This window comes from Pelagimonas sp., from assembly GCF_058892305.1.
In genome coordinates, this window is record NZ_JBZXVN010000031.1 from 24824 (window position 1) to 51495 (window position 26672).

Annotated in this window: 23 protein-coding genes; 14 read left to right on the forward strand and 9 right to left on the reverse strand. The window is 56.1% G+C overall.

The window, feature by feature from the left end; all coding sequences use genetic code 11:
- Nucleotides 1-10: 10 nt before the first annotated feature.
- From bglA to AC5EFR_RS13295, 4 genes are all read right to left on the reverse strand, one after another.
- The gene (gene bglA, locus AC5EFR_RS13280) at nt 11-1666 is read right to left on the reverse strand and encodes a beta-galactosidase BglA (RefSeq protein ID WP_493576278.1); all 1656 of its coding nucleotides are present in this window, start codon (nt 1664-1666) and stop codon (nt 11-13) included.
- 7 nt (nt 1667-1673) lie between these two features.
- The gene (locus AC5EFR_RS13285) at nt 1674-2819 is read right to left on the reverse strand and encodes a carbohydrate ABC transporter permease (protein WP_493576279.1); all 1146 of its coding nucleotides are present in this window, start codon (nt 2817-2819) and stop codon (nt 1674-1676) included.
- Nucleotides 2819-3820, reverse strand: a complete 1002-nt coding sequence (locus tag AC5EFR_RS13290) for a carbohydrate ABC transporter permease (protein ID WP_493576280.1) — start codon at nt 3818-3820, stop codon at nt 2819-2821. Before AC5EFR_RS13290 ends, AC5EFR_RS13285 begins: the two co-directional genes overlap by 1 nt.
- A 147-nt stretch (nt 3821-3967) precedes the next feature.
- A complete protein-coding gene (locus AC5EFR_RS13295) occupies nt 3968-5233 on the reverse strand; it encodes an ABC transporter substrate-binding protein (RefSeq protein ID WP_493576324.1) in 1266 nt (421 codons plus the stop codon).
- A gap of 264 nt (nt 5234-5497) precedes the next feature.
- Between AC5EFR_RS13295 and AC5EFR_RS13300 the strand changes: the two genes are divergently transcribed.
- The 7 genes from AC5EFR_RS13300 to AC5EFR_RS13330 all read left to right on the forward strand — a co-directional run bounded on the left by AC5EFR_RS13300 (nt 5498) and on the right by AC5EFR_RS13330 (nt 14621).
- Complete coding sequence (locus tag AC5EFR_RS13300; RefSeq protein WP_493576281.1) at nt 5498-6529, forward strand: LacI family DNA-binding transcriptional regulator; 1032 nt, start codon at nt 5498-5500, stop codon at nt 6527-6529.
- A 35-nt stretch (nt 6530-6564) separates the two neighbouring features.
- Nucleotides 6565-7893, forward strand: a complete 1329-nt coding sequence (locus AC5EFR_RS13305) for a GH1 family beta-glucosidase (protein WP_493576282.1) — start codon at nt 6565-6567, stop codon at nt 7891-7893.
- Nucleotides 7890-8861, forward strand: coding sequence for a glucokinase (locus AC5EFR_RS13310; protein WP_493576283.1), 972 nt, complete (start codon nt 7890-7892; stop codon nt 8859-8861). Before AC5EFR_RS13305 ends, AC5EFR_RS13310 begins: the two co-directional genes overlap by 4 nt.
- Before the next feature lie 94 nt (nt 8862-8955).
- The gene (locus AC5EFR_RS13315) at nt 8956-10581 is read left to right on the forward strand and encodes an alpha-D-glucose phosphate-specific phosphoglucomutase (protein ID WP_493576284.1); all 1626 of its coding nucleotides are present in this window, start codon (nt 8956-8958) and stop codon (nt 10579-10581) included.
- Nucleotides 10581-11450 (forward strand): DMT family transporter, encoded by an 870-nt coding sequence (locus tag AC5EFR_RS13320; RefSeq protein WP_493576285.1) that lies wholly within the window; start codon nt 10581-10583, stop codon nt 11448-11450. Before AC5EFR_RS13315 ends, AC5EFR_RS13320 begins: the two co-directional genes overlap by 1 nt.
- A 194-nt stretch (nt 11451-11644) precedes the next feature.
- The gene (gene eno / locus AC5EFR_RS13325) at nt 11645-12919 is read left to right on the forward strand and encodes a phosphopyruvate hydratase (protein WP_493576286.1); all 1275 of its coding nucleotides are present in this window, start codon (nt 11645-11647) and stop codon (nt 12917-12919) included.
- Nucleotides 12920-13319: 400 nt separating this feature from the next.
- Complete coding sequence (locus AC5EFR_RS13330; RefSeq protein ID WP_493576287.1) at nt 13320-14621, forward strand: sensor histidine kinase; 1302 nt, start codon at nt 13320-13322, stop codon at nt 14619-14621.
- 25 nt (nt 14622-14646) lie between these two features.
- On the opposite strand, the gene ccmE is transcribed toward AC5EFR_RS13330, so the two are convergent.
- Complete coding sequence (gene ccmE, locus AC5EFR_RS13335) at nt 14647-15105, reverse strand: cytochrome c maturation protein CcmE (RefSeq protein ID WP_493576288.1); 459 nt, start codon at nt 15103-15105, stop codon at nt 14647-14649.
- Nucleotides 15106-15292: 187 nt separating this feature from the next.
- Nucleotides 15293-16321 (reverse strand): N-acetyl-gamma-glutamyl-phosphate reductase, encoded by a 1029-nt coding sequence (argC, locus tag AC5EFR_RS13340; protein ID WP_493576289.1) that lies wholly within the window; start codon nt 16319-16321, stop codon nt 15293-15295.
- Nucleotides 16322-16573: 252 nt separating this feature from the next.
- Here argC and AC5EFR_RS13345 point away from each other — a divergent pair, with 252 nt between their 5' ends.
- From AC5EFR_RS13345 to AC5EFR_RS13365, 5 genes are all read left to right on the forward strand, one after another.
- Nucleotides 16574-17164, forward strand: a complete 591-nt coding sequence (locus tag AC5EFR_RS13345; protein ID WP_493576290.1) for a TetR/AcrR family transcriptional regulator — start codon at nt 16574-16576, stop codon at nt 17162-17164.
- 109 nt (nt 17165-17273) lie between these two features.
- Nucleotides 17274-17951 (forward strand): PspA/IM30 family protein, encoded by a 678-nt coding sequence (locus AC5EFR_RS13350; RefSeq protein WP_493576291.1) that lies wholly within the window; start codon nt 17274-17276, stop codon nt 17949-17951.
- Between the two features lie 60 nt (nt 17952-18011).
- Nucleotides 18012-18290: a YiaA/YiaB family inner membrane protein gene (locus tag AC5EFR_RS13355; RefSeq protein ID WP_299921396.1), complete on the forward strand. Its 279-nt coding sequence runs from the start codon at nt 18012-18014 to the stop codon at nt 18288-18290.
- Between the two features lie 144 nt (nt 18291-18434).
- Nucleotides 18435-19163, forward strand: coding sequence for a DUF3592 domain-containing protein (locus tag AC5EFR_RS13360; RefSeq protein ID WP_493576292.1), 729 nt, complete (start codon nt 18435-18437; stop codon nt 19161-19163).
- A 183-nt stretch (nt 19164-19346) separates the two neighbouring features.
- Entirely contained in the window at nt 19347-19766 is a 420-nt protein-coding gene (locus tag AC5EFR_RS13365) for a BLUF domain-containing protein (RefSeq protein WP_493576293.1), read from the forward strand.
- Between the two features lie 6 nt (nt 19767-19772).
- Here AC5EFR_RS13365 and murI read toward each other — a convergent pair whose 3' ends face one another.
- Entirely contained in the window at nt 19773-20585 is an 813-nt protein-coding gene (gene murI, locus AC5EFR_RS13370; protein ID WP_493576294.1) for a glutamate racemase, read from the reverse strand.
- Nucleotides 20586-20589: 4 nt separating this feature from the next.
- Nucleotides 20590-21498: a lysophospholipid acyltransferase family protein gene (locus AC5EFR_RS13375; RefSeq protein ID WP_493576295.1), complete on the reverse strand. Its 909-nt coding sequence runs from the start codon at nt 21496-21498 to the stop codon at nt 20590-20592.
- Between the two features lie 216 nt (nt 21499-21714).
- Here AC5EFR_RS13375 and AC5EFR_RS13380 point away from each other — a divergent pair, with 216 nt between their 5' ends.
- On the forward strand, nt 21715-21954 hold the full coding sequence (locus AC5EFR_RS13380; protein ID WP_299921387.1) for a hypothetical protein: 240 nt from the start codon (nt 21715-21717) through the stop codon (nt 21952-21954).
- Nucleotides 21955-22037: 83 nt separating this feature from the next.
- Here AC5EFR_RS13380 and AC5EFR_RS13385 read toward each other — a convergent pair whose 3' ends face one another.
- Nucleotides 22038-25457: an indolepyruvate ferredoxin oxidoreductase family protein gene (locus AC5EFR_RS13385; RefSeq protein WP_493576296.1), complete on the reverse strand. Its 3420-nt coding sequence runs from the start codon at nt 25455-25457 to the stop codon at nt 22038-22040.
- A 167-nt stretch (nt 25458-25624) separates the two neighbouring features.
- Here AC5EFR_RS13385 and AC5EFR_RS13390 point away from each other — a divergent pair, with 167 nt between their 5' ends.
- Nucleotides 25625-26530: a LysR family transcriptional regulator gene (locus AC5EFR_RS13390; protein ID WP_493576297.1), complete on the forward strand. Its 906-nt coding sequence runs from the start codon at nt 25625-25627 to the stop codon at nt 26528-26530.
- Nucleotides 26531-26672: the final 142 nt, after the last annotated feature.

Below are 26672 nucleotides of genomic sequence, written 5' to 3' on the forward strand. Positions count from 1 at the left end.
CCCTCTCCCTTTACGTCTGCACACGGCGCGCCAACGCCACTTGCCATGATTTCAATGTAATCTTGCCCTGCTCAGGCACGTCAGCGCTGAGCTCTCCACCAATCTGTTGCCATTTGCCCGCCGGGAGGTCGACCTGCCCGGCATCATCGCTTAGGTTAAAGGCACAGAATATCTCTTCCCCCCCGTCCTGTCGGAGAAAGGAGACCACAGTCCCCAAGGCCGACAAGCCGCTCAAGTCCCCTTTGGACAAGGCGCGATGGGCGTGGCGCAGGGCCACGGCGCGGCGATAATGATGCAACAAGGCACCGGGGTCTTCTTCCTGGTCCGCCACCGACTTCGCCAAATGCCCGCTGGCAACCGGCAACCATGGTTTGGCATCAGAGAACCCACCAAACGCATTGGATTGTTCCCATACCATCGGCGTTCGGCATCCATCACGACCTTTGAATTCAGGCCAAAATTCAATACCATAGGGGTCTTGCAAGTCTTCAAAAGCCACGTCTGCTTCTTCTAGACCCAACTCTTCACCTTGATACAAACACGCCGAGCCGCGCAGGCACATCAACAGGGTCGCAAAGGCCTTTTGGGCCTCCCCGCCCAAGGACCAGCGGCTGGCATGGCGCACCACATCGTGGTTGGAAAACGCCCAACAGGCCCAGCCATCCGGCGCGGCCCCATCGACCTTGGTCAACACATCCACAACCCGCCCCGCGGTCGGCGTATCCCCCGAGAGGAACTCAAACGAGTAACACATATGCACGCGGTTATCGCCCGCTGTGTATTCGCCCATGATCTCAAGACCACGCTGCGCATCGCCAACCTCCCCCACGGCCGTGGCCGCCGGGTATTCATCTAGCAAGGCGCGAAACCGTTCCAGAAACGCGATGTTTTCCGGCTGGTTCTTGGAAAAGAGATGCATCTGGTGGTTATAGGGGTTCACGCGCGGCGCAATGCTGTCGTCACGCTCTTCTGGCGGCAAAGGCGGGTTTGAGCGCAACAGCTTGTCATGGATATAGAAATTGATCGTATCAAGGCGGAACCCGTCCACGCCACGATCCAACCAAAAGCGCACGGTTTGCAACAAAGCGTCTTGAACCTCAGGACAGTGGAAATTCAAATCCGGCTGTGAGGTCAAGAAGTTATGCAGGTAGTATTGCTCACGCCGCGCATCCCACTGCCAGGCCGATCCGCCAAAGATCGACAGCCAGTTGTTGGGCGGCGTGCCATCGGGTTCGGGATCGGCCCAAACATACCAATCGGCCTTGGCGTTGTCACGGCTGGCACGGCTTTCCTGAAACCACGGATGTTGATCAGAACTATGCGAAAGCACCTGATCAATCATCACCCGCAGGCCCAATTCATGCGCCCGCACAATCAGCGCATCAAAATCGCCCAGCGTGCCAAACATCGGATCAACATCACAGTAATCCGACACGTCATAGCCGAAATCCTTCATGGGTGATTTGAAAAACGGCGAGATCCAGATCGCATCGACGCCAAGCGAGGCGATATGCGGCAAACGCCGGGTGATGCCCTTTAGGTCACCAATGCCATCACCGGTGCTGTCCTGATAGCTACGCGGATAGATCTGATAAATCACCGCGCCACGCCACCAATCCTTGTCTGCGACCAGTGGCGACGCTTTGATTTGAGTTTGCTTGTTCATAGTCATCCTATTTCACTGAGCCGGCCAGCAGACCGCGCACAAGGTATTTCTGCATAGCAAAGAAAACCGCCAACGGCACCGCGATTGAGACAAAGGCCGCCGTGGCCAGAATTTCCCAGTTGCCACCGCGCGTTCCCAAAAGCTCGACAATCTGCGCAGTCATGACCGTGGTCTGGCCTGTGCTGTCAATCAAGAACACTTTGGCGACCAAAAGATCGTTCCAAGTCCACAGGAATTGAAAAATCGCGAAACTGGCCAGGGCCGGAAAGCTGAGCGGCAAAATGATCTTGGTAAAGATCTGGAATTCCGTCGCCCCGTCTACACGGGCGTTTTCGATGATATCCTTTGGCAAACCAACCATGTAGTTGCGCAACAGGTAGATCGCCAAGGGTAATCCAAACCCGGTATGGGCAAACCAGGTGCCAAGATAGCCTTTACCAATCCCGATCCCAAGGTGGAATTTCAGCAATGGGATCAACGCCAATTGCAAAGGCACGACCAACAGCGCCACGATACAGGCGATCAAAAGCGCGCGCCCCGGAAAATCCATCCACGCCAAGGCATAGGCCGCAAAGGCCGCCACCACGATTGGGATGATCGTGGCCGGGATGGTCACCGTCAGCGTGTTGAAAAACGCCTTGGCCATGCCGTCCACATTCTTGGGATCAAGCAACATATTGCGGTAGTTTTGGGTGGTGAATTCGGCGGGTGTTTCGGCGGTAACAAAGATACGAATGCCCCGCTTTCCGCTAAATTCCTCTTCGTTTTCCATGCGATAATCGCCATTGGCTTGCACGGTGACACGCCCACCCTTTTTCAACTCGGCGGTATCTCCGGGGCCAAAATCAGCAATGGCGCGCGATGAAATTCCCCAGACGCTGATCTCTGCCTCTTTGCCCTCAAACAGATTGCCCTCGATGACAAAGAGCGGCCCGTCCTGAACTTGTGTATCGGGCGCGGCGCTACGAATGGTGAGGTTTTGTTCGGAGGGAAACAGGGACTTCCACCACCCCGAGGTCGAGATTTGGTCCGCCGTCCGAAAGGAGGACACAAACAAACCAACCGTCGGGAAAAGCCAAAGCGCAACCAGAACCGCAACCGAGATATGAACCGCCCATGTGAGCGAACTTTTGGTGCCAGCAATGTTATCCATCAACGCATCTCCTTGCGCGCATTGCGCACGTTCCAAACCAGGATCGGAGTGACCAGCAACATGATGATCATCGCCGAGGCCGACCCGACCCCCCAGTCAAACGAGCGGAACAATTTGTCGTACATGTAATTCGCCAAAACCTGCGTTTCCCATTGCCCATTGGTCATCGCAAACACGATGTCAAAGACCTTGAGCACAACCAAGGTGATCGTTGTCCAAACCACCATGATCGTCGCCTTGATTTGCGGCACTTTGATCTTAAAGAAAATCTGTATCGGGTTGGCCCCATCGACAATCGCCGCCTCGATGGTTTCTTCGGGAATGCCACGCAGGGCGGCGGATAGGATCACCATGGCAAAACCGGTTTGGATCCAAATCAATACCACCATCAGGAAAAAGTTGTTCCAAATCGGCAGGGTAAGCCATTGTTGCGGGGCCCCACCGCTAAACCAGACATAAAGCGCGTTGAGCACCCCAATCTGTTCTGTGCCATCCGGGCGGGCATCATAGACAAGCTTCCAAATCACCGCCGCGCCAACAAAGGAAATCGCCATTGGCATGAAGATCAGGGATTTCGCGATATTGCCCCACTTGATCCGGTCGGTCAGCTGGGCCACCAAAAGGCCGAACATCGTCGACATCGCCGGAACAACGATCAGCCACAACATATTGTTGCGCATCGCTTCCCAAAACTTTGGCTCGCTAAACATCTGTCTGTAGTTGGCCAGACCAACAAAGGCCCCGTCCTGATCACGATCTGTCAAAGACAAGCGCAACGTTTCAAACACCGGATAGGCCAGATAGAGACCCAAGGCGACAAGCGCGGGGAACAGAAACAGCCAGGGCCGGATCAAGTTGGCGCGGTTGATATTGCGGCCTGCATGTGGCCCCTTGGCCGGATACAGGACGTTGTCCAAAACCCAGTTTGAGCTGAAGTAATAGGCCACACAGCCCCCTACTCCGATCGCAATGGTGAAAAGACCCAGAATTGCTGGATGCATCGTACCCTCCCTATATGTCAGGATTCCCGCAGCGGCGATGCCACAGGCAGAGGCCTTGCCCAAAAAGGGTCAAGACGGGCAATGTACAAAACTTGTACAAAAAAGCCCTGATGGCCGATCACCACCAGGGCTTCGTGAGTGGTTTACTTATTTCAAAGCATCCCAGCTGGACTGAATTTCGCCAGCAACATCAGCAGCAGCTTTGCCACCTGCATAGTCAACCATACCGGTCCAGAACGACCCGGCACCAACACCGCCCGGCATCAGGTCAGATCCGTCGAAACGGAAGGTTGTCGCACCAAGAAGCACGTCGTTCATCTTCTGGAGGGTTGGGTCGCCAAACGCCTCTGGGTTCACACCCTTGTGTGGTGTCAAGAAACCCTTGAGCGCCATCCATGTTTCATGGGCTTCTGCGGATTGCAGGAACTCAATGAACTTATGAGCTTCGGGGCTATCATTGGTGATCGCCCACAAGGTGCCCGCACCAAGAACCGGATTGCCAAGCTCTTTGCCCGCATAGGATGGGAAGTAGAAGAAGTCAGCGTCTTCGCCAACCACGGTGCCTTCGGGGAAGAAGGCCGGGATGAACGACGCTTGACGGTGCATGTAGCACTGGGGAGGAGACGCAAACATGCCTTTTGGGCTGTCGCGGAAATCGGTCGAGGCCACGGCCCCGGCACCACCGGCGACATAGGCGTCGTTGCGGGCGAATGCACCGAACTCTTCGATCGCGCCAACGATGCGCTCGTCGGTAAAGGCGATCTCGTTCTTGACCCAACCATCATAAACGTCAGGTGTTTGGGTGCGCAGCAACAGGTCTTCGACCCAATCGGTTGCTGGCCAGCCGGTCGCACCACCAGATCCCAGACCGATACACCAAGGGGTGCCGCCGTCCGCGACGATTTGGTCGGACAATGCTTTGAGATCTTCCATAGACGTCGGGACTTCGTAACCCGCATCCTCAAAATTCTCTGGCACAAACCAAACAAGTGATTTCAGGTCGACCTTGTAGAAGAAGCCATAAAGGTTTTCCGCGCCGTCTTTGCCTGCATAGGTGCCCAAATCAACCCAGCTTTGACCCGCTGCGTAGTTCTCTTTGACCCAATCGCCGGTACCTTCGGCCAACGGTGTCAGGAACCCACGCGACGCCATATCGGCGGCAAGACCAGGCTGCGGGAAAACCGCGATGTTCGGAGCTGATCCGGATTCCGCGTCGATCGTGATCTGCTGCTCAAAGCTATCAGAGCCGACATAGCTTACGTCAATGCCTGACTGCTCACGGAAGACATCCAGAACCTTCTGAACGTTTTCTTCGTCTGCTCCAAGCCATGGGCCAGAGATGGTGAGCTGTTCGGCACCCGCCGACCCAGCGATAAGCGCGGCCGCAGCTGCGCCAAGGTAAAAAGATTTCATCATGGACGATCCTCCCGATTGATCACGCCGCATTGGGCGCGTGTCCTTACTCATGCGCTTTGGCCGCCAAAGTTGTATGTGGCAGCCATCTTCAAAGCGCTTTGAATGCCTCAAAATGATCCGAGTCGCCCCATCCTGTCAAGCACCAAAGCCAAGTATTGTTGGATTTTACCAGTTGGTCAGCACTCCTGCCCCATTCTTTCGATATGCGAAAAACGCAAGAGAGGCTTGACAAATCCGAAGCGCTTTGACCCTTAATGAGACATGAACCTGAAGAAACTGTCAGAACATCTCAACTTGTCTCAGACCACGGTTAGCCGGGCGCTGAACGGGTATCCTGAGGTAAGTGAGAAGACCCGCGAACGGGTTCAAAAGGTCGCGCGTGAGCTAAATTACAGCCCTAACGCCCGCGCCAAAGGCCTTGCTTTGGGACGCGCCCACGCCATCGGCCACGTGATTCCCGTGTCGACCCAGCACGAAATGGTGAACCCGGTTTTCGGGGATTTCATCGCCGGTGCCGGGGCCGCTTATTCGGCGGCGGGCTACGAAATGATGCTCAGTCTGGTCGATGATCAAAGTCAAGAACAGCTCTACCGCGACATCTGTGCGCGGCGAAATGTCGATGGAATCATCGTGCATGGCCCAACCATGGACGACCCGCGCATCGCGCTTTTGACCGAATTGAATATGCCGTTTGTGGTGCATGGCCGCGCCTCAAACATCGACATTCCCTATAGCTGGCTTGATACCAACAACTCGCGCGCCTTTCGCCGCGCCACGGAATTCCTGCTTGATCTCGGGCACAAACGCATCGCCTTGATGAACGGGCTCGAATTTATGGACTACGCCTTTCGACGTCGCGAGGCCTATCGCGGTGCCCTCGAAATGCGCGATCTATCGCTTGATCCTGAACTGATGTGCTCAAAGGAAATGACCGAAAGCAATGGGTTTTTGAGCGCATCAAAGATGCTGCGGCTCGACAATCCGCCCACGGCTTTTTTGACATCCTCGATGATCACAGCCATCGGTGTGCGACGGGCCATTGAAAGTGCCGGAATGGTGATGGGCCGCGACGTGTCGATCATCACCCATGATGACGATTTGGGCTATTTGAAAAATGGTCACGACGTGCCGATTTTCACCGCCACCCGCTCCTCGGTGCGCAAGGCCGGAATCCGTGCCGGAGAGTTATTGCTTGACCTGATCCGCAATCCGTCGACGGGCCCCAAGCATGAAATCATAGAAGCCGAGTTGATCATTGGCACCTCAACTGGCCCTGCCCCTAGAGATCGCTAGTACAGCGGCGCAACCTCCTAAAGTAGAGAAGTAGCATGAAGTTTGAACGCTCTGATTTCCCAGAGGATTTTCTCTTTGGGGTCGCGACCTCAAGTTACCAAATCGAAGGGCATGGATTTGGCGGTGCTGGGCGCACCCATTGGGATGATTTCGCCGAAACCCCCGGCAATGTCGTGCGCGCCGAACATGGCGCGGTGGCCTGTGATCACTACCACCGCTATGAGGCTGATCTTGATTTGATCAAGGCCGCCGGGTTTGATTGCTACCGCTTTTCGACCTCTTGGGCGCGGGTGATGCCCGATGGCAAAACCGCCAACCCCGAGGGGCTGGATTTTTACGACCGATTGACCGATGCGATGTTGGAACGCGGGCTAAAACCCTGTGCGACCCTCTATCATTGGGAGCTGCCCTCGGCGCTTGCGGATCAGGGGGGCTGGCGCAATGGTGACATTGCCAAGTGGTTTGGCGATTACACCGAAACAATCATGGGGCGGATCGGCGACCGGATGCATTCTGTCGCCCCGATCAATGAACCATGGTGCGTGGCGTGGCTGAGCCATTTTCTTGGGCATCACGCGCCGGGCCTGCGCGACATCCGCGCCACGGCCCGCGCCATGCATCACGTCTTGCTTGCCCATGGCACCGCTATCCAAGCGATGCGCGGGTTGGGCATGTCCAACCTAGGTGGTGTCTTTAACCTTGAATGGGCGGCCCCTGCCGATGCAAGCCCAGAAGCCGCTGAAAAAGCCGCGCTGTATGACAGCATCTATAACCGTTGGTTCCTTGGTGGTGTGTTCAACGGGGCTTATCCCGACGATGTTCTGGCCGGGCTTGAACCGCATTTGCCCAAAGGGTGGCAGGATGATTTTGCCACCATCACTGCACCGGTCGATTGGTGTGGTTTGAACTATTACACCCGCAAATTGCTCGCCCCTGCGCCCTCCGAACCTTGGCCATCCTTGACGGAGGTCGAAGGTCCGCTTCCCAAGACCTTTATGGATTGGGAAATCTACCCCGAGGGTCTCTATAAATTTCTAAAACGAACGCGCGACGACTACACCGGCGACCTGCCGCTTTTTGTCACCGAAAACGGCATGGCCGCGCCCGACACTCTTGCCAATGGTCACTGTGACGATCCGGACCGGATCGACTTTATCAATGCCCATGTCGCGCAAATCCAACGGGCCATCACCGAAGGCGTTCCCGTTCAAGGATATTTTTTGTGGTCACTTCTGGACAACTATGAATGGGCTTTGGGCTATGAAAAACGCTTTGGCTTGGTACATGTTGACTTTGACACCCTTGAGCGAACGCCAAAATCATCGTACCACGCGCTAAAGAAAGCCTTGAGAGCGCTAACATGACCAAATTCACAGCCGTCGTTGCCGATATTGGTGGGACAAATACCCGTGTTGCCCTAACCAGCGGCACTCAGGTGCGCCACGAGACCATCCGCCGTTTTCGCAATGCCGAAAACGCGGGTATTGAGCCGATCTTGGAGCGTTACTTGGCTGAGTTGGGCGGAACGCCCGATGCGGTTTGTATTGATATGGCTGGCCCTGTGCATGAAGGCGTGGGGGAACTCACCAATCTCGATTGGCGGGTCGAATCTGCGGCCTTGGCCGAAACCACCGGGGCCAAAACCGTTGCCGTTCTCAATGACCTACAGGCCATGGGTCATGCCTTGGCCCACATTGGCCCCGATAGCTTGCAAACTGTTCTACCTGGCAAATATCCAAGCGAAAGCGCCCTTGCGGTGCGTTTGGTTGTGAATGTCGGCACCGGGCTTAACATCGCCCCCGTCTATCATAGCCACGGCCAAACCACCGTGCCACCGGCCGAGGCCGGGCATATTTCGCTCCCTGTGCAAAGCGCGCAGGAATTGCGTTTGCGCGATTGGATCGCCGAACGCCACGGCACACCGGGTTTTGAGGAAACCCTGTCTGGTCGCGGATTGGAACGGCTTTACGCCTTTCATTGTCGCGAAGATGGCGAAGGCGATCCGCTTGAAGCCGCCCAAATCATGGCGGCCTTTGGCGAAGGTCAGGATCGCGCTGTACGGACCCTTCGTATGTTCACCCGCCTTGTTGGCCGCTACGCCAGTGACTCCGCCCTGATCACCCTACCCTTTGGGGGTATTTATCTGGTTGGCGGGGTTATGCGCCATGTCGGGCCGCATCTGCTTGACCTTGGCTTTGCCGAAGCCTTTGCCGACAAGGGCCGGTTTAGCGACTACATGGCGCAATTTCCGGTGCACTTGATGACCGATGATTATGCGCCGCTGGCCGGTTGCGCGGGGCATTTGGCGGAAAAGATGGGGCTGTCCACTTGAGCCCCTAGGCCCATTAACGACGCCTCCCTTGCAAAGCCTCCGAAACCCGGCGATACCTCGACGCAAATGATATTTGCCGTCCGAGGCCCATTACATGTCTGTTACCCCGATTAAGACCACCCCCATCGCCAACCAGAAACCCGGAACATCGGGCCTTCGGAAAAAGACCCGCGTCTTTCAAGAGCCTCATTTCCTTGAAAATTTCATTCAGTCCATCTGGACAGGGATCGGCGGCGCACAGGGCAAAACATTTGTGCTGGGCGGCGATGGCCGCTTCTTTAATACCGACGCGATCCAGATCGTTTTGCGCATGGCCTCGGCCAATGGTGCGGCGCGGGTGATTGTGGGTCAAAACGGCTTGCTCTCGACGCCTGCCGCCTCGCACCTGATCCGCAAACGCAAGGCCGATGGCGGCATCATCCTATCGGCAAGCCATAATCCCGGCGGGCCCGATGGGGATTTTGGTGTCAAATATAACATCGCCAACGGCGGCCCGGCTCCGGAATCGGTCACCTCGGCCATTCACACCGCCACCGAAGAAATCAGCGCCTATCGCACGATGGACACGCCCGATGTCGACCTGTCCCTAACCGGGCTCGCCCAGCTTGGGCGCATGGAGGTCGAAGTTGTCGATCCGGTGGCCGATTATGCCGCCCTGATGGAAGAGATTTTCGACTTTGACGCAATCGCCGATCTGTTCAAATCCGGTTTTCGCATGCGCTTTGACGCCATGCACGCCATCACCGGCCCCTACGCCAAACTGATTTTGGAAAACCGCCTTGGGGCGGACAAAGGCAGTGTTGTGAATGCCATTCCCCTGCCCGACTTTGGTCAGGGTCACCCAGATCCCAACCCGATCTGGGCCAAGGAGCTTGTCGATACCATGATGCATGTCGACGGTCCTGATTTTGGCGCGGCAAGCGACGGTGACGGCGATCGCAACATGATTATGGGGCGCGGCATTTATGTCACCCCGTCTGATAGCCTTGCGGCGATGGCGGCCAATGCCACGCTTGTTCCCGCCTACAAAGACGGGCTGAATGGCGTTGCGCGGTCAATGCCGACCTCACTTGCGCTGGATCGCGTCGCCGACAAGCTTGGGATCGAATGCCACGAAACTCCGACCGGGTGGAAATTCTTTGGCAACCTTCTGGATGCGGGCCGCGCCACCCTGTGTGGCGAAGAAAGTGCCGGCACCGGCTCGGACCATGTGCGCGAAAAAGACGGGCTTTGGGCGGTCTTGTTCTGGCTCAACGTTCTGGCCGTGCGCAAATGTTCGGTGGCCGATCTGATGGGCGAACATTGGCAAACCTATGGGCGCAATTACTATTCCCGCCACGATTACGAAGGCATCGACGGCGGTATCGCCAATGACCTGATGCAGGGGCTGCGCGCCAAATTATCCACCCTGCCCGACACCATCGTTGCGGGTCTGCGTGTGCAGGCGGCCGATGAATTTGCCTATGATGATCCGATTGATGGCTCGCGCACCGAAGCCCAAGGCATCCGCATTCATTTCCACGGCGGCGCGCGGGTTGTCTTTCGCCTGTCGGGCACCGGAACCGTTGGGGCCACCCTGCGTGTCTATCTGGAAACCTATGCCACCGATGATCTCGGACAAGACGCCCAAGAGGCGCTGGCCCCGGTTATCCAAGCCGCGGATCAGCTCGCCATGATCGTCGAACGCACGGGCCGCAAGCGCCCGACCGTGATCACCTGATGGCCATTCGTGCAATTGCAATCATGGTTCTGTCCATGGCGCTTTTGGCGCTGAGCGACGCGGCTGTTAAACTGTCGGGCGAACGCGCCCCGATGGGGCAGATCATGTTCCTCCTGAGCACCGGCGGCACCCTTTTATTTGTCGCCATGGCCAAGATGCGCGGGTTGACCGTTTGGTCCACAGAATTCTGGCACCCGATGGTCATCCTGCGCAATGGCTTTGAAATCATTGGCGCAATTGGCTTGATTGTCGGGATTACCCATGTCCCGCTGTCGATCTTTGCCGCCATCATGCAGGTTGCGCCTCTGGTTACCATTCTCGGTGCCGCGCTGTTTTTAGGTGAAAAAGTCGGCTGGCGCCGCTGGGCCGCTGTTTTGGTTGGCATGACCGGTATGTTGATCGTCATCCGCCCCTTAGGTGTGACGTTTTCCGGCTGGGAATTGTTTGCGGTTATGGGCGTCTCTGGCCTTGCCGGGCGCGATCTTGTCACGCGTTTGGCCCCCTCGCATATCCCGGCGCTGACCCTCTCGGCTTGGGGGTTTGGTTCAACAATCCCTGTTGGCATCGGCGTCTATATGTTCGAAACCATGCCGCTGACGGCCGACCCCATCGCTTTGGCGCGTATCTTTGCGGCTGTGCTTTTCACCTCCTTTGGCTATCTCGCGGTGACGATCGCCATGCGCATGGCCCCGGTGTCGATTGTGGCCCCCTTTCGCTATACGCGGCTGTTGTTCACCACCAGCCTCGGGATTATGATTTTTGGCGAGCGTCCCGACGGCTACACCCTGTTTGGGGCCGGACTGGTATTGGCGGCTGGCGTCTATAGTTTTTGGCGCGAGGCCAAAAACTCTCGCGCCCCACAAGCGTGAAATGTGGCGCTGGTGGTCTAAGCGACCAGCCACGCTCGACCTAACGTCAGCCCCGCCAACGAAAAACCCGACCGTTAGCGCCACACGTTAGCGCAACCTTGTGCCATGGAGCGCTGTTAGCGGTAACGATTCCGTTGCCTTTCCCGGTCAGCCTGTTATGAGACAGGCAAATTTCAATGCCTGAGGGATAACCCATGAGCACCATCATTGATATTCACGCCCGCGAGATCCTCGATAGCCGCGGCAACCCAACCGTCGAAGTTGACGTCACACTCGAAGACGGGTCCATGGGGCGCGCAGCGGTTCCATCCGGGGCCTCGACCGGTGCCTACGAGGCGGTTGAACGTCGCGATGGCGACAAGGCGCGTTACATGGGCAAAGGCGTGCTAGAAGCCGTTGCCGCCGTGAACGGCGAAATCGCAGAAGCCATTCTTGGCTTTGACGCCACCGAACAGGTCGCCATCGACATGTCGATGATCGAGCTTGACGGCACCCCAAACAAAAGCCGCCTTGGCGCCAACGCCATTCTCGGCGTGTCCATGGCAACCGCCAAAGCCGCCGCCGAATTCACCGGCCAGCCGCTTTATCGCTATATCGGTGGTACCTCGGCCCGCGTTCTGCCGGTTCCGATGATGAACATCATCAACGGCGGCGAGCACGCCGATAACCCTATCGACATTCAGGAATTCATGATTATGCCGGTGGCTGCGGAAAACATCCGTGACGCCGTTCGCATGGGGTCCGAAGTCTTCCACACTCTGAAAAAAGAGCTCTCTTCCGCGGGTCTCGCCACCGGTGTTGGCGACGAAGGTGGCTTTGCCCCCAACCTGTCAAGCACCCGCGACGCTTTGGATTTCATCCTGAAAGCCATCGAAAAAGCTGGCTACAAGCCCGGTGATGACATTCACCTCGCGCTCGATTGCGCCGCGACCGAATATTACAAAGACGGCAAATATGTACTGTCCGGCGAAGGCAAGACCCTGAACAGCGAAGAAAACGCCGCCTATCTTCAGGCGCTCGTCAACGATTACCCGATCATCTCGATCGAAGACGGTATGGGCGAAGACGACTGGGACGGCTGGAAGGCCCTGATGGACGCCATCGGAGACAAGGTTCAGCTGGTGGGCGACGATCTCTTTGTCACCAACCCTGAGCGTCTGGCCCAAGGGATCGAGCGCGGCTGTGCCAACTCGATGCTGGTCAAGGTCAACCAGATCGGTTCGTTGACTGAAACATTGAAAGCCGTGGACATGGCGCATCGCGCCCGTTTCACCAATGTGATGTCGCACCGCTCTGGCGAAACCGAAGACGCAACCATTGCCGATCTGGCTGTGGCCACCAATTGCGGTCAAATCAAAACCGGCTCGCTTGCTCGCTCTGACCGGTTGGCAAAATACAATCAGCTGATCCGTATCGAGGAAATGCTGGAAGAAACAGCGGAATACGCTGGGCGTTCGATTTTGAAATAAGCGCTGAAAAAACCTGTTTCAAAGGCGGCTCTTGGGCCGCCTTTTTATTTGGGAAATTACCACTCTAACGAGCAATCCTATTTCCCGAAAATACCATAACCTTCCATCGCCCCCATTCGCCATCGGGTGCAATTTATTCGTTTCGCCTTGGTGACAAGTCATCAAGACAACTGCGGCCTGGCGTCATCCGTTTGGACGCAAGTCTTTGATTGACCAGTGTTAAAGAAACATTTTCAAGGCATGTTATTTTTTAACCGTGGTTTTGCGACAAAATAAGCATCAATTGCGGATTGTTCAGAAATTGGCCCCGGACCTATACCTTTGGTCAAAACCTCACACTTGCCCAAACGCATCCGATGGGTCAGGTTTGAAGCCAGTGACAATTATGAACGTACCTCCTATGGCCAATGAAACCCCTGCACGACTGATAAGACTGTACCGTGCGGATTTTGGAACGAAATCCGAAGTGTTCGTTCGGATCGGGGGCGTTGCATTTGCGGCCATTGCCTTGTCACTCGTCATCGAGAGCATTTTGTTTATTGGCTGGCTCGCGCTATACCTCTTGCAACAGGCCACCTACCACCGTGTCCTGACCCCGCGCCGGCGCAAACCTCCTCTCGTGCGATTGCAAAGCGCCTTGGTTCTTTATTCGATAGGCACGGCAATTTTCTTGTCGGTGCCTTTATACCTCCTCACCTGGGCTAGCCCCTCCATGTATTTGCCAGCGGTTTTCGCGCTTGTGGGAACCGCTCTTTACGCCATTCAACGTGAAAACCCGACGTCCGATGTTCTATTGATAGACACTGGTTTTTTTGCGGCGTGTTGCGCTTGGGTTTTCTATATCATGGCCCCCAAGCTGGACTTCACGTTGGATCATGTGGTCATCTTGGGTTTTTGCATCTTGGTCACCTACCTGTTTTTCAGAGCCCAGGACGTCGAGCTAAGACGACAAGCCGCCCGGCGTGTGGCAGAACGTCGGTATGCCCAAGCCCAAAAAGCCCGTGCGCTCAACCAATTTGTCGGTGGTGTGGCGCATGACTTCAACAATCAAATCACCGCCATCATGGGCAATCTCGAACTGTTTGAGCTTCTTGATGACCCCAAAGAACGGCATTCTGCCATGCAACAATGCCGTGTGGCCGCAAATCGCGCCGCCCTTACGGTACAGCAGCTTGTCGCCTCCAGCGGACGCACGCGCCTGCAACCGGTTCGCCTGGAAATTGCCTCTTTCCTCGAAGATCTCAAACCGGTCCTCGCCGATCTATTGGACCCCAAGGTCGAGTTGGACATCCGACCTGCAGATTACGAGTTTCAGGTCCATGTCGATCGGGATATGCTTGAAACCTGTCTGATCCAACTGTGCCTGAACGCTCAGGATGCCATGCAAGGAGAAGGACGAATCGAAATTGGTGCCCGTCGGATTCTGAGCCGCGCCGCCGCCGCGCCGGGTCAGCCAGAAGCCGACCCGCCCTATATTGGCCTCTATGTTCAAGACGCAGGCCCCGGCGTTTCCGAAGAAACCCTTAGCCGATTGTCAGAGCCATTTTACACCACCAAGGGGGTTGGGGCCGGAACCGGTCTCGGGCTATCCGCCGTGTCTGGCTTTGCCAAACAATCGGGCGGCGCGCTGGTTTTGGACAACGCATTGCCAACAGGATTGCATGTCACGATCCTGCTCGCACAAACGCGCGATCCCGCCTGACCCGCAACCGCGCAAGGTCCGGCGTTTAGCTGTCGCCGTCGATCTGCTCTTGATAAACGCCCTGCTCTTTCAACGCGTCAACAACCTCTTTGGGCATATAGTTTTCGTCATGCTTGGCGAGGATTTCACTCGCCTCAAACACGCCATTCACATAGCGCCCGGTGCCGACCATGCCTTGGTTTTCCGCGAACAGATCGGGTAAAACCCCCTCAAAGACCACCGGAATTGTCGCCCCGCCATCGGTGACGCTAAACGTGATTTGCTGGCCTTGGCCACGGACCAAGGACCCGTCTTCAACCAAACCGCCGATCCGAAACACTTCGTTGGCGGCGGGCGGCTCTTCTGACACTTGAGAGGGCGAGCGGAACAGGTTGATCCCATCGCGCATTGCATAGCCAATCAGGGCCGTTGACACGACCAAGGCCACCGCAGCCAAGGCAATGACCTGCACGCGCCGCTTTTTCTTGAGTGATTTCAGAGCCATTTCGTTTTCCGATCCACCAGCTTTATCAGTCAGTCCCTATATAGATGCCTTAGATGCATATTTGCAGCACCCAATTGTCACACCCCTAGTTACACCACCCTATGCCAGCCCAGACCACGCGATTCCTTGACTTTGCGCAAATCCCGGCCCGGTTCGGCTGGATTTTGCGCAAATATCCGCCATGCGATCAGGGGAAACACGGGGCCAACATCAGACCCGCGGTTTCCTCAACCCCAAGCATCAGGTTGGCGTTTTGCAAGGCCTGACCCGAGCTGCCCTTGGTCAGGTTGTCCAAGGCGGCAACCACAATCACCCGACCGGGCAAGCGGTCGGCCACCACGCCGATATGGCAAAAATTTGAGCCACGCACATGGTGCGTCGAGGGGGTTTCCCCCTGCGGCAACACCTCGACAAAGGGTTCATCTGCATAGGCGTCGCGCAAGGCCGCTTCCACGGCATCTACATCGCCACGCACATAGGCCGTCGCCAAAATACCGCGATTGAACGGGCCAAGGTGCGGCGTGAACTGGATTTTCACATCCCGCCCTGCAATGGCGCTGAACTCTTGATCGAACTCACCCAAATGCCGGTGCGTGCTGCCAACCGCATAGGCGTTGGTGCCCTCGCTGAGCTCCGCATGAAGCAGGTTTTCCTTGAGCGACCGCCCTGCCCCGCTCACCCCGCATTGCAGATCAAGAATGATCTCATCAAGATCAATCACACCCGCCGCAATCAAAGGCCGCAGTACAAATTGACCGGTGGCGGCGTTACAGCCGGTTCCGGCAACAAGGCGCGCCGATGCAATCTCATCCCGATAGAACTCGGTTAGGCCATAGACCGCTTCGCCCTGCATCTCGACGGCGGAATGCGGGTTGCCGTACCACTTTTCATACTCCGCCGGATCACGAAGCCGGAAATCGGCTGACAGATCGACAATTTTGACCGACTTGGGCAGCTTGGAGATCACCTCTTGGCTGGTCTTATGCGGCAATGCGCAAAAGCACAGATCAATCTGATCATAGTCGATCTGTTCCCATGTGACCAAATCCGGCAACTCCAGATGGCGCAGATGTGGGAACACCTGAGCGAGCGGCTTGCCCGCCTTGGAATTGGCCGCGAGGGCTTTGATCTCAAACTCGGGATGGGTGGCGATCAGCCGGATAAGTTCGGCGCCGGTATACCCGGACGCACCGATAATGGCGATGGAATGCGACATAGAAAGGCTCGTGCTGGTTGGGGGTGGCCATCGTTTGGCCGAAACAAAGATCAAGGTCCGGGTAAAATCACCCGGGTTTCTTCAGCTCATCGTCGCAGGAATGGGACGGTATTCATCGGCATGAAGGATCTCCTTTGACCGAAGCTATAGCCCCTTAGTCGCGGTAATTCAATGGGCTTGGCGCGGCTTTGGTCTTTTGTCGCGGCGCGGGCGCTGATAACATTGAACAGCGTTCAACAAGAAAAGCCTGACATGTCGGAAAAAACCCAAGCCCGCAAAGCCGCCCTGCGTGAGAAGCTCATCGAACTGGCCGAGGCCCAGATCGCCGAGGCGGGCCTGTCCTCGCTCCGCGCCCGCAGCCTTGCCAAAGAGGCCGGCTGTGCCGTCGGGGCGATCTATACGCATTTTGATGACCTCAACGCCCTCGCGCTTGAGGTCAACGGCCGCACCTTTCGCCGCCTTGGCGCAACCGTGGCGCAATCGGTGACCGAGGCCGCCGGGGCCGCCCCCCGCGACCGTCTCATTGCCATGTCCCTCGCCTATTTGCATTTCGCATCCGATCAACCCACCCTATGGCGCGCCCTCTTTGACATTGAAATGTCCACCGACGGCCCCGTTCCACAATGGTACCTTGATGCCTTGGGCGGCTTGTTCTCCTACATCGCCGAACCCTTGGCCAACCTGTTCCCCGACATGCCAGAGTCCGAGCGCGACCTGATGACCCGCGCTTTGTTCTCTTCTGTGCATGGCATTGTGCTCTTGGGGCTCGAACAACGCATCTCGGCTGTGCCCCTTGATCAGATTGAAGTCATGATCGCTCAGGTTCTCTCTCGGATTCAGTGACGCCACGTCAAATTGAACGCTGTTCATTTTTCTGTTGAACGGCGTTCATGCTCTCGCTATATCAAATTCATGAACGATGTTCATAAAGCAATTTAAAACGGAGAGCGACATGTTTGGAACTTTGAAAACCTTGATTGCTGGTGCAAATGCCCGGGCCGAAGAAAACGTCCGCGACCATTATAGCATTGAATTGATTGATCAAAAAATCCGCGAAGCCGAAGCCAGCCTCAAGGCCGCCAAATATTCTCTCGCCAGCTTGATGCAGCGCGAACGCGGCGAAAGCCGTCAGGTGGCAACCCTAGAAGGCAAAATCACCGACCTGATGAGCCGCGCCAAAGAGGCCCTCGAAGGTGAGCGCGAAGATTTGGCCACCCAGGCTGCTCAGGCCATCGCCAGCATGGAAAACGAACTCACCCTGCGCCGCACCACGGTTCAACGCCTCGAAACCCGGATTTTACAGCTGCGCCAATCGGTTGAAACCGCTAATCGCCGGATCATCGACCTGAAACAAGGGGCCATCGCCGCCCGCGCCGCCAAAAAAGAACAGCAAATCCAAAAACGTCTGAACGCTCATGTTGCCAAAGACACCAGCTTTGAAGAGGCCGAAGATCTCATCGCGCGGGTGCTGCAAAAGGATGACCCCTTTGAGCAAGGTCAAATTCTCAAAGAGATCGACAGCGGCCTGAACCAAAGCGACGTCGCCGACCGTTTGGCCGAACAGGGGTTTGGCCCAGCCTCCAAAAGCACCGCCAATGACGTGCTGAGCCGCCTCAAATCTATGAGTTAACCCTCATTCAGCCACCAACACCTGAGAATAAAACACCCACGAGATTATCGGAGATTTAAAATGTACAATGACACCAAAGAAAACAGCTCAATCCTTTTCATCAACATGGCTGGTGTTGTTCTGGCCTACCTACTGCTGGGTATTTCGCTCTGGCTGTCGGTCGACGTGCCGCTCTCGACCAAAGGCTACTGGGGCATGGGCATCGTTCTGCTGACGATCAGCCTGATCAATGTGGTGAAATACAAGTTTGACCAACGCATGAACAGCGACCGCATCAGCCGCATCGAAGAAGCCCGCAACGAAAAAATCCTCGAAGAGGCACTGCGCGACGACGTGTAAACGCGCTCGCCCAACGATCCGTCAAACGCCCACCCCAAGCGGTGGGCGTTTTGTATTGCGAAATACCGCTAAATTGCGCGGCGAATGGTGCCTGTGGCAAAACCGTAGGTTGAGCCGATCACAACCTTGCGCCAGAGTATGCAAATGACTGATTCAGATTTCTATTCGCCAGCCTCCTCTTGGGTTTTGTTTTTGAAACAGGGCGGCATCATTCCGGCCTTCATCGCCTGTATTTGGTCGGTTACGCTGGTTCTCACGGTGGTTTTGTTCTTTCAGGAACGCCGTTTGGCGACGCATATGACGCCCACCACCGCGACGGTCATCGACAATGTCGTCACCGAAAACCGTCACTCTGGCACGCCAAGCTTTACCTATAATTTGGACCTGCGTTTCACCACACAAGAGGGGCGCAACATGCGCCTCAAACACCCGGTGGATCAGAATGTTTTCAAGGTCGCAACCGCCGGCAGTGTTTTGCAAATCTGGTACCACGACCAAGATCCCAGCATCGCCAATCTGTTTTACCAAAAGACCAGCCGTGGCATGAAGTTTCTGTTCTGGTCCAATCTAACGGTGCTGTTTTGCACCCTCGTTCTTCTTGCCCAGCCGATCCTGAAAACCCGTGGCGCGCTGCGCGTTCGCAAAGACGGTGACTGGCGCACTGCCAAAGTCACTGGCATAAAAAACTCTTGGCCCCCCAAAGAGGAAGGCCCCATGGCGCGCCTGATCTGGCAGGATTTTGAGGGCAATGAGGGCACCAGTTTTCGCCATCCTGCTCAGGAGTTGGAGAGTTTCCCCAAAGGTCGCCGCATCCAAATTGTGAGACAGGGCAAACACAGCTGGTGGATCAAGGATATCGGCCAAGAATTCTAAATTCCGAATTACGACAACACCTTAGATACCGTTAAGATTTTAATGAAATGCTATCTATTGGGGGTATAGTCGCGTTTCGAGAAAGGGATGATCCGAAAACACCTTGTCGCGCTTTGCGCTCACAGGGTGTTTTCAATCAAACAGTCTTGGGGATGTCACGAAACGCTTTCAAAAGGAGACATCATGTTTCGTGCCATCTATATCAGTCACTCAAAATCGAACATGTCGGATTGTGAACTTGACCGCCTTCTAGCCCATGCCCGAAGGCGCAACCAAGCGCGCGGCGTCACCGGAATGCTGCTCTATTGCGGCGCGACCTTCTTTCAAGTTCTCGAAGGACAGCGCGAACAGGTCCAGACCGTCCTGGATGCCGTCTACCATGACCCTCGTCATTACCGCATGAAGGTTCTGTCCCACGGGTCGGCCCAAAAGCGCCGTTTCAAAGAGTGGTCCATGGGGTATCAGCGTGTCCACAATGGCACCCCCGGACATCACTGTTTCTTTGATCTGTCCCGCAAAGCCATCGCCTACCGCATTCCCAAAAACGCGGCAGAGGATCTTTTGAAACTGATGACCGGATATGCTCAGGTCCGGCTGGGCTAACCCCGGTTAAGCCGATTGAAACACGATTTCGCGGCGCAGAAATTGCGTGGCGTGATCCGAGACTTTCTTGGGGTTCCCCGTGGTCAAAAACGCGCTGGTCTCACCGCTGCCAATCATCGCCGGATGCCGTTTGAGGTAATCTGCAAGCGAGGCCGCGACCAGATCAGCCTGCGAGTAAACTTTGACATTCGCCCCAAGCGCATCTTGGAAAACCTCCTGCATCAGCGGGTAATGGGTACAGCCCAAAATCGCCGCCTGCGGGTCGGGCATCTTGCGTTTCAACGCATCGACATGGCTGCGCACAAGGGCTTCGGCCAAGATCATGTCCCCCTCTTCGATCGCATCCACAAGGCCGCCACAGGCCTGCGCCTCGACGTCGACCCCAATGGCGCGAAACGCCAATTCTCGTTGAAAGGCGCGCGACCGCACCGTGGCCGGGGTCGCGAAAAGCGCCACATGTTCCACCGCCACTTCGCGCGGTGGGGAATTGTCGCCCCATTGCCGTTCTGTCAGCGCCTCGATCAAGGGCACAAAGACCCCAAGAACGCGTTTATCCGATGGAATCCACGCCTCTTGCATCCGGCGCAACGCGGCGGCCGAGGCAGTGTTGCAGGCCAAAATGACAAGGTCACACCCCTCATCCCACAAACGTTCCACCGCTGCCGTGGTCAGGTTGTACACGTCATCCGCATCACGCACCCCGTAAGGCGCATGGGAATTGTCGCCGTAGTAGACAAATGGCACCTCCGGCATCGCCTTGGACACCGCATCCAGAACCGTCAATCCACCCAGCCCGGAATCAAAAATACCCACTGCCATGTTACTACCCTCTGCCTGTGTCCCGACGTTGTGCGCGGGACTTGTGTTTTTCTTCGAACTCGAAACCGTAATCGTAGGAAACGACAGGTTTCGGGGAGAGATCATAAGTTGATTTGCGTAGGAAATCCATCAGTCCCCGCGCATCGCGGCTATATGCGTCAATTTCCGCGCGTGGGATCGGTTTGCCAATCGACACACGCACCGGTGTATCGACCCGTTTGCGAAATTCCTTGATCAAAAGCCCCATCCGAAGGTTGGTGTGCATGTGGCTGGCGACCTGAAACAACCGCGAGGTATGGCCATCAAAGAAGATCGGCACCACCGCCGCATCGGATTTGGATATCATTCGCGCTGTAAACGTCCGCCACCCCGGATCCATCGGTGTGCCAAAGGGTTTTTCCGCCGTCGCAACTGTGCCGCCGGGGAAAATGCCCAGACATCCGCCCTGCCCCAGATAAGCAAGGCACTCTTTGCGCGTCTTTAGGTTTTGCTGGACCGCCTCGCGGCTCTCGTCGAAATTGACCGGTAGGATGATCTTGTCGAGCTCATCCGCCTTGCGGAAAATCCGATGCGCCAAAATCCGAAAATCACCGCGCGCCTGCGAAAGGATATGCCCCATCATCAAACCATCCAAAATGCCATAGGGGTGATTGGCGATGGCAATCACTGGCCCGGATTTTGGAATATTATCAAGGCGTCCGCCGACAACCTCAAGCTCAAGACCATAGCGTTCGACCATGACCTGCCAAAAATCGCGCCCGGCGCTGACCTCTTCTTCATAGCCTTGGGCGCGCTTGATCAAACTCAATCGCCCGGTGGCATTTTCCAACAATCGGATCACCGCGCGGCCCGGTTTGCTCTGCGCCGAATAGGCATAGGAAATGTCGCGCGCGATATGACGATTGTGTTTCATTCTGGGCCTCTAAATCTGGCGGCTCCTTACGGCATCAATGGTATGACGACCAGTGGCCGCAAGGGCTTTGATCGCAAAACATCCGAGATTTGCGTAAAAGATTTGTGACGCCAAACCGCCCCGGCAAACGCGACCGCTTCAGAAAAATCTGGTGCCAGCGACCGCAGGCTGCCATCCTCAAAGCGCATATTGTTTTAAAAGATTGAGGGTTCCACCATGGAAGAGCCGCTTTGGCTACAAGTTTTGGCGTTTTCACCGCTGGCGTTTATCGTCATTGCCATCATCTATCGCCTGCGCAAGAAACAGCAAATTCAATCCACCCTGAAACAGCTCGAAAGCGGAAATTGGGAGTGGACGGACCGCAAAGGCAGGCGCCATGTCACCCACACAAACCCGCTGGACGAGATGAAAAAGGATGGCGAAGAGGCGCATCGCGACTGGCATCGCCACAACTAGACATCACCATAACCAGACCATGCGCACCCAAGGCTATGGTTGCCCGACCAAATTCTGATCTGATCGGGCAGATCGGCGGGGCGCTATTGCGCCGCCGCCCGCACGTTCGGCCCTTGCTTCAACGCCGCCAAAATCTCTTCACGGCGTTTGGCGGCCTTGGCTTCGTTGGCCTGTTTCACCGGACCAAAGCCGCGGATTTGCAGGGGCAACTCGGCCAGCGCCATCAATGCATCGCCATCAACCTGCGCCGCCTTGGGCAACCATTCGGCCATGTCCTGCTCATATTGCTTGATCAAAGCGCGCTCCATTTTGCGCTCTTCTGTGCGACCAAACACATCCAACGGCGTGCCGCGTAACCCTTTCATCTTGGCCAGCAATTTGAAGCCACGTAGCATCCACTCGCCGTATTCCTTTTTGGTCGGGCGACCGTTTGGCCCCATCTTTGACAACAAGGGCGGCGCAAGATGGAAGGTCATTTTCAGATCACCATCAAAGGCCTCGGATGCTTTGGCATGGCTGTCCAAATGAAGACGTGCCACCTCGTATTCATCCTTATAGGTCAAGAGCTTGTGATACCCTTTGGCCACCGCTTCTTTCAAAGCATCATCACCAATCTGCGCCAGCAACTTGTCGTAACGCTTGGCCAGTCCCTTGCCCTGATAAGCCACAAGATGATCACGCCGATAGGCGATCTTATCCTCAAGGCTCTTGGGCATATCAACCACGTTTGGCGTGACAAAATCCGCCGCCTCGCTCGGGAACTCCGCCGCCCAACGCCCAATCTCAAAGGCGCGTAGGTTTTTCTCAACCGCTGCGCCATTCAGATCAATCGCCGTGGTGATCGCCTCGTGGCTTAGCGGAACCAACCCGTTTTGCCACGCCGCACCAAGGATCATCATGTTGGAAAAGATACTATCGCCCAACGTCGCCTTGGCCAGGTCCGAGGCATCAAACAAGGCCACCTTGTCCTGCATCCGCGCCTGCAACGCCAATTGCAACCGGTCCGATGGCAATGCGAAATTCGGTTCCTGTGTAAAGGTCCCGGTGACAATCTCGTGGCTGTTGACCACCGCGCCGGTCCGGCCGGTGCTTGTCAAACCAAGGGTTTTCGCCCCCGCCGAGACCACCAAATCGCCACCAATCAAGGCATCCGCCTCGCCGGTTGCAACCCGCACCGCGCTGATATCTTCGGGCTTGTTGGCCAAACGCAGGTGGATATGCACCGCCCCGCCCTTTTGCGCCAACCCGGCCATTTCCATCATCGCCGCGCCCTTGCCGTCGATCTGCGCCGCCTGTGCCAGAACCGCACCGATGGTCACGACGCCGGTGCCGCCCACCCCGGTGATAACAACGTTATGGGTGCCGTTGATCGTGGGCAATTGTGGTTCGCTTAGCTCAGGCAGGTCCAATTCACGGGTCGCGGCCTTTTTCACCGTGCCGCCCTCAACTGTCACAAAAGACGGACAAAAGCCGTTCACGCATGAGAAATCTTTGTTGCACGACGATTGATCAATCGCCCGTTTCCGGCCCAACTCGGTCTCGGCGGGCACGATGGACACACAGTTGGATTGCACCCCGCAATCGCCACAGCCCTCGCAGACGTCGGTGTTGATAAACACCCGCTTATCCGGATCTGGAAACAAGCCGCGCTTGCGACGACGGCGTTTTTCCGCTGCGCAGGTCTGGATGTATAGGATAACCGACACGCCTTTGGTCTTGGCCATGCGCGCCTGCACATTGGGCATCTCGGCGCGCTCCTGAAACTCCAATCCCTTGGGAAATTGGCTTTGGTCAACGTCCTCTTTTTCGTCATAGACAACAACGACGTTTTGCACGCCCATTGCCATGACTTCGGCGGCAATGCGCGGTGCGGTCAAGCCGCCCTCGTTCGGCTGGCCCCCGGTCATGGCAACCGCGTCATTATAGAGAATCTTATAGGTGATGGTGGTTCCGGCCGCCAACGCCGCCCGGATCGCCAAGGACCCCGAGTGGTTATACGTGCCATCGCCAAGGTTCTGGAACACATGGTCGGTGTTGGAAAACGGCGCTTCGCCGACCCAATTCGCGCCCTCGGCCCCCATATGGGTAAAGCCAGAGGTTTCGCGATCCATCCATTGCACCATATAGTGACAGCCGATGCCGGCATAGGCGCGCGACCCGTCGGGCACTTTGGTCGAACTGTTGTGCGGACACCCGGAACAGAACCAAGGCGTCCGAGTGGCGATTTCTTCGGCGTTATCGGCGCGGGTGATTTCGGTAATTTGGGTTAGCCCGCCTTGGATCGCGTCGGTGCCGCGTCCCTCTTCGATCAGAATCTCGCCAAGCTTTTGCGCGATCCAAATCGGATCAAGCGCACCGCGCGTCGGGAACAACTCCTCGCGGCCCATATTACCGGTACCGCCTTTGTACCAGCCGTAAACGCGCCGCCCTTTGCGGTTGTCAAAGATCGCTTCCTTGATCTGTACCTCGATCAATTTGCGCTTTTCTTCAATAACAACAATGAGATCAAGACCATCGGCCCACTCATTAAAGCCCTTCATATCCAAGGGGAATGTTTGGCCGACCTTATAGGTGGTGATGCCAAGCCGGTCGGCCTCTCCCTCATTGATACCAAGCAAAGACAAAGCATGTTGCAAATCGAGCCAGTTCTTGCCCGCCGAGACAAAGCCGATCTTGGCCCCCGGCTTGCCCCACATGCGTTTGTCCATCTTGTTGGCATGGCTAAACGCCTCGGCGGCGAACCGCTTGTAATCAATCATGCGCGCTTCTTGCGCATGGGGCGTGTCGCCCAGACGGATGTTCAACCCGCCCTCCGGCATTTCAAAGTCATTCGGCAAAACAACCTGCATCCGGTCCGGACGACCATCAACAACGGCTGTGGCCTCAACTGTGTCTTTCATGGTTTTCAAACCAACCCAAACCCCCGCATAGCGCGACAAGGCAAGACCGTAGATACCGTAGTCCAGAATTTCCTGCACACCCGCAGGGGACACAACCGGCATATAGGCATCCACCATCGCCCATTCCGATTGGTGCAGCACGGTCGAGCTTTCGCCAGTGTGGTCATCGCCCATGGCCATCAATACACCGCCATATTGCGAGGTGCCCGCCATATTGGCGTGGCGCATCACATCGCCAGAGCGATCAACCCCCGGCCCCTTGCCATACCAAAGGCCAAACACACCGTCGTGCTTGCCCTCACCACGCAATTCCGCTTGCTGCGCGCCCCATAGGGCGGTGGCGGCCAGATCTTCGTTGAGACCTTCTTGAAACTGAACCTGCGCCGCGCTGAGGAATTTCTCGGCCTTGGTCATCTGAAGATCAACCGCCCCAAGCGGTGACCCACGATAGCCGGTCACATAGCCCGCGGTGTCCAATCCGGCGGCCTTGTCACGGGCGGCCTGGGTTAGCATCAACCGTACCAAGGCCTGTGTGCCATTGAGCAAAACTTGATCCTTAGTCAGATCAAAACGGTCGTTCAGTGAAACTTTTTGAGTGCTCATCGTGCGCCTCCCGCCGCCGAAGTGTACCTTATCCTCCATCAAGATTAGGTCATAATTGCTGACCTGTATAGGGAATTTTTTGGTATTTTCACCGGTTACGTTATGTTCCCTTTAATCTATGAGGTTATGTCATAAAGACGGCGCTAACAGAGGCGAAAGTTGCGATTATGGACTGGGACAAGCTACGAATATTTCATGCGGTCGCCGATGCGGGCAGCCTGACCCACGCGGGTGATTCCTTGCATTTGTCGCAATCTGCGGTGTCCCGGCAAATCCGGGCACTCGAAGATTCCCTTAAAACAACACTGTTTCACCGCCATGCCCGCGGTCTCATCCTCACCGAACAGGGTGAGCTGTTGTTTGACGCCACCTCGGCGATGGTCAAACGCATCGAGGCGGCCACCGCCCGCATCCACGACAGCGAAGAAGAAGTGTTTGGCGAATTGCGCGTCACCACCACCCATGGCTTTGGTGCCATGTGGCTCGCCCCGCGCCTTGCCAAGTTCTACGAAAAATACCCCGATCTCAAAATCGACCTGATGTTGGCCGAAAACGTGCTCGACCTCCCCATGCGCGAGGCCGATGTTGCCATCCGCATGAAGGAACCAAGCCAGGCCGATCTGATCCGCAAACGTTTGATGGCCATTCGGATGCGCCTCTATGCCTCGCCCGAATATCTCGAAAAAAACGGCACCCCTTCTAGCGTCGAGGACATGCAAAATCACCGTTTGATTTGCCAAAATACCCAATCGGCGCAGGTCAGCGCCGGTTTACAGCTCAATCAACAACTCTTGTCGATCGTCAAAACCACGCTGACCGTCAACAACTACTTTGGTGTGTTGCAGGCGGTACAGTCCAATCTCGGTATTGGTGTCTTGCCCAACTATATCATCGACGGAAATCCCCAGGTCGTGCGGGTCTTGCCCGAGGTCGAATCCGTAGAAGTGCCTGTTTTTCTGGCATATCCTGAGGAATTGCGTCAATCTAAGCGCGTTTCTGCATTCCGCGATTTTGTCCAAGAGGAAATCACCGAACACCGCCGATCTTTACGCGCCCTAAGCGACCAATCCTAACTTAAATACAACCGGTGCGCGAAAAGCACAGTGTGGTATGCGCACAACGCATAGCGGAAATGCTGCACCTGCGGCATCTTTCATCTTGATCGTTCATAAAGCGATGCCATATTCAGCACATGATGGTGACGCGCTAGAGATA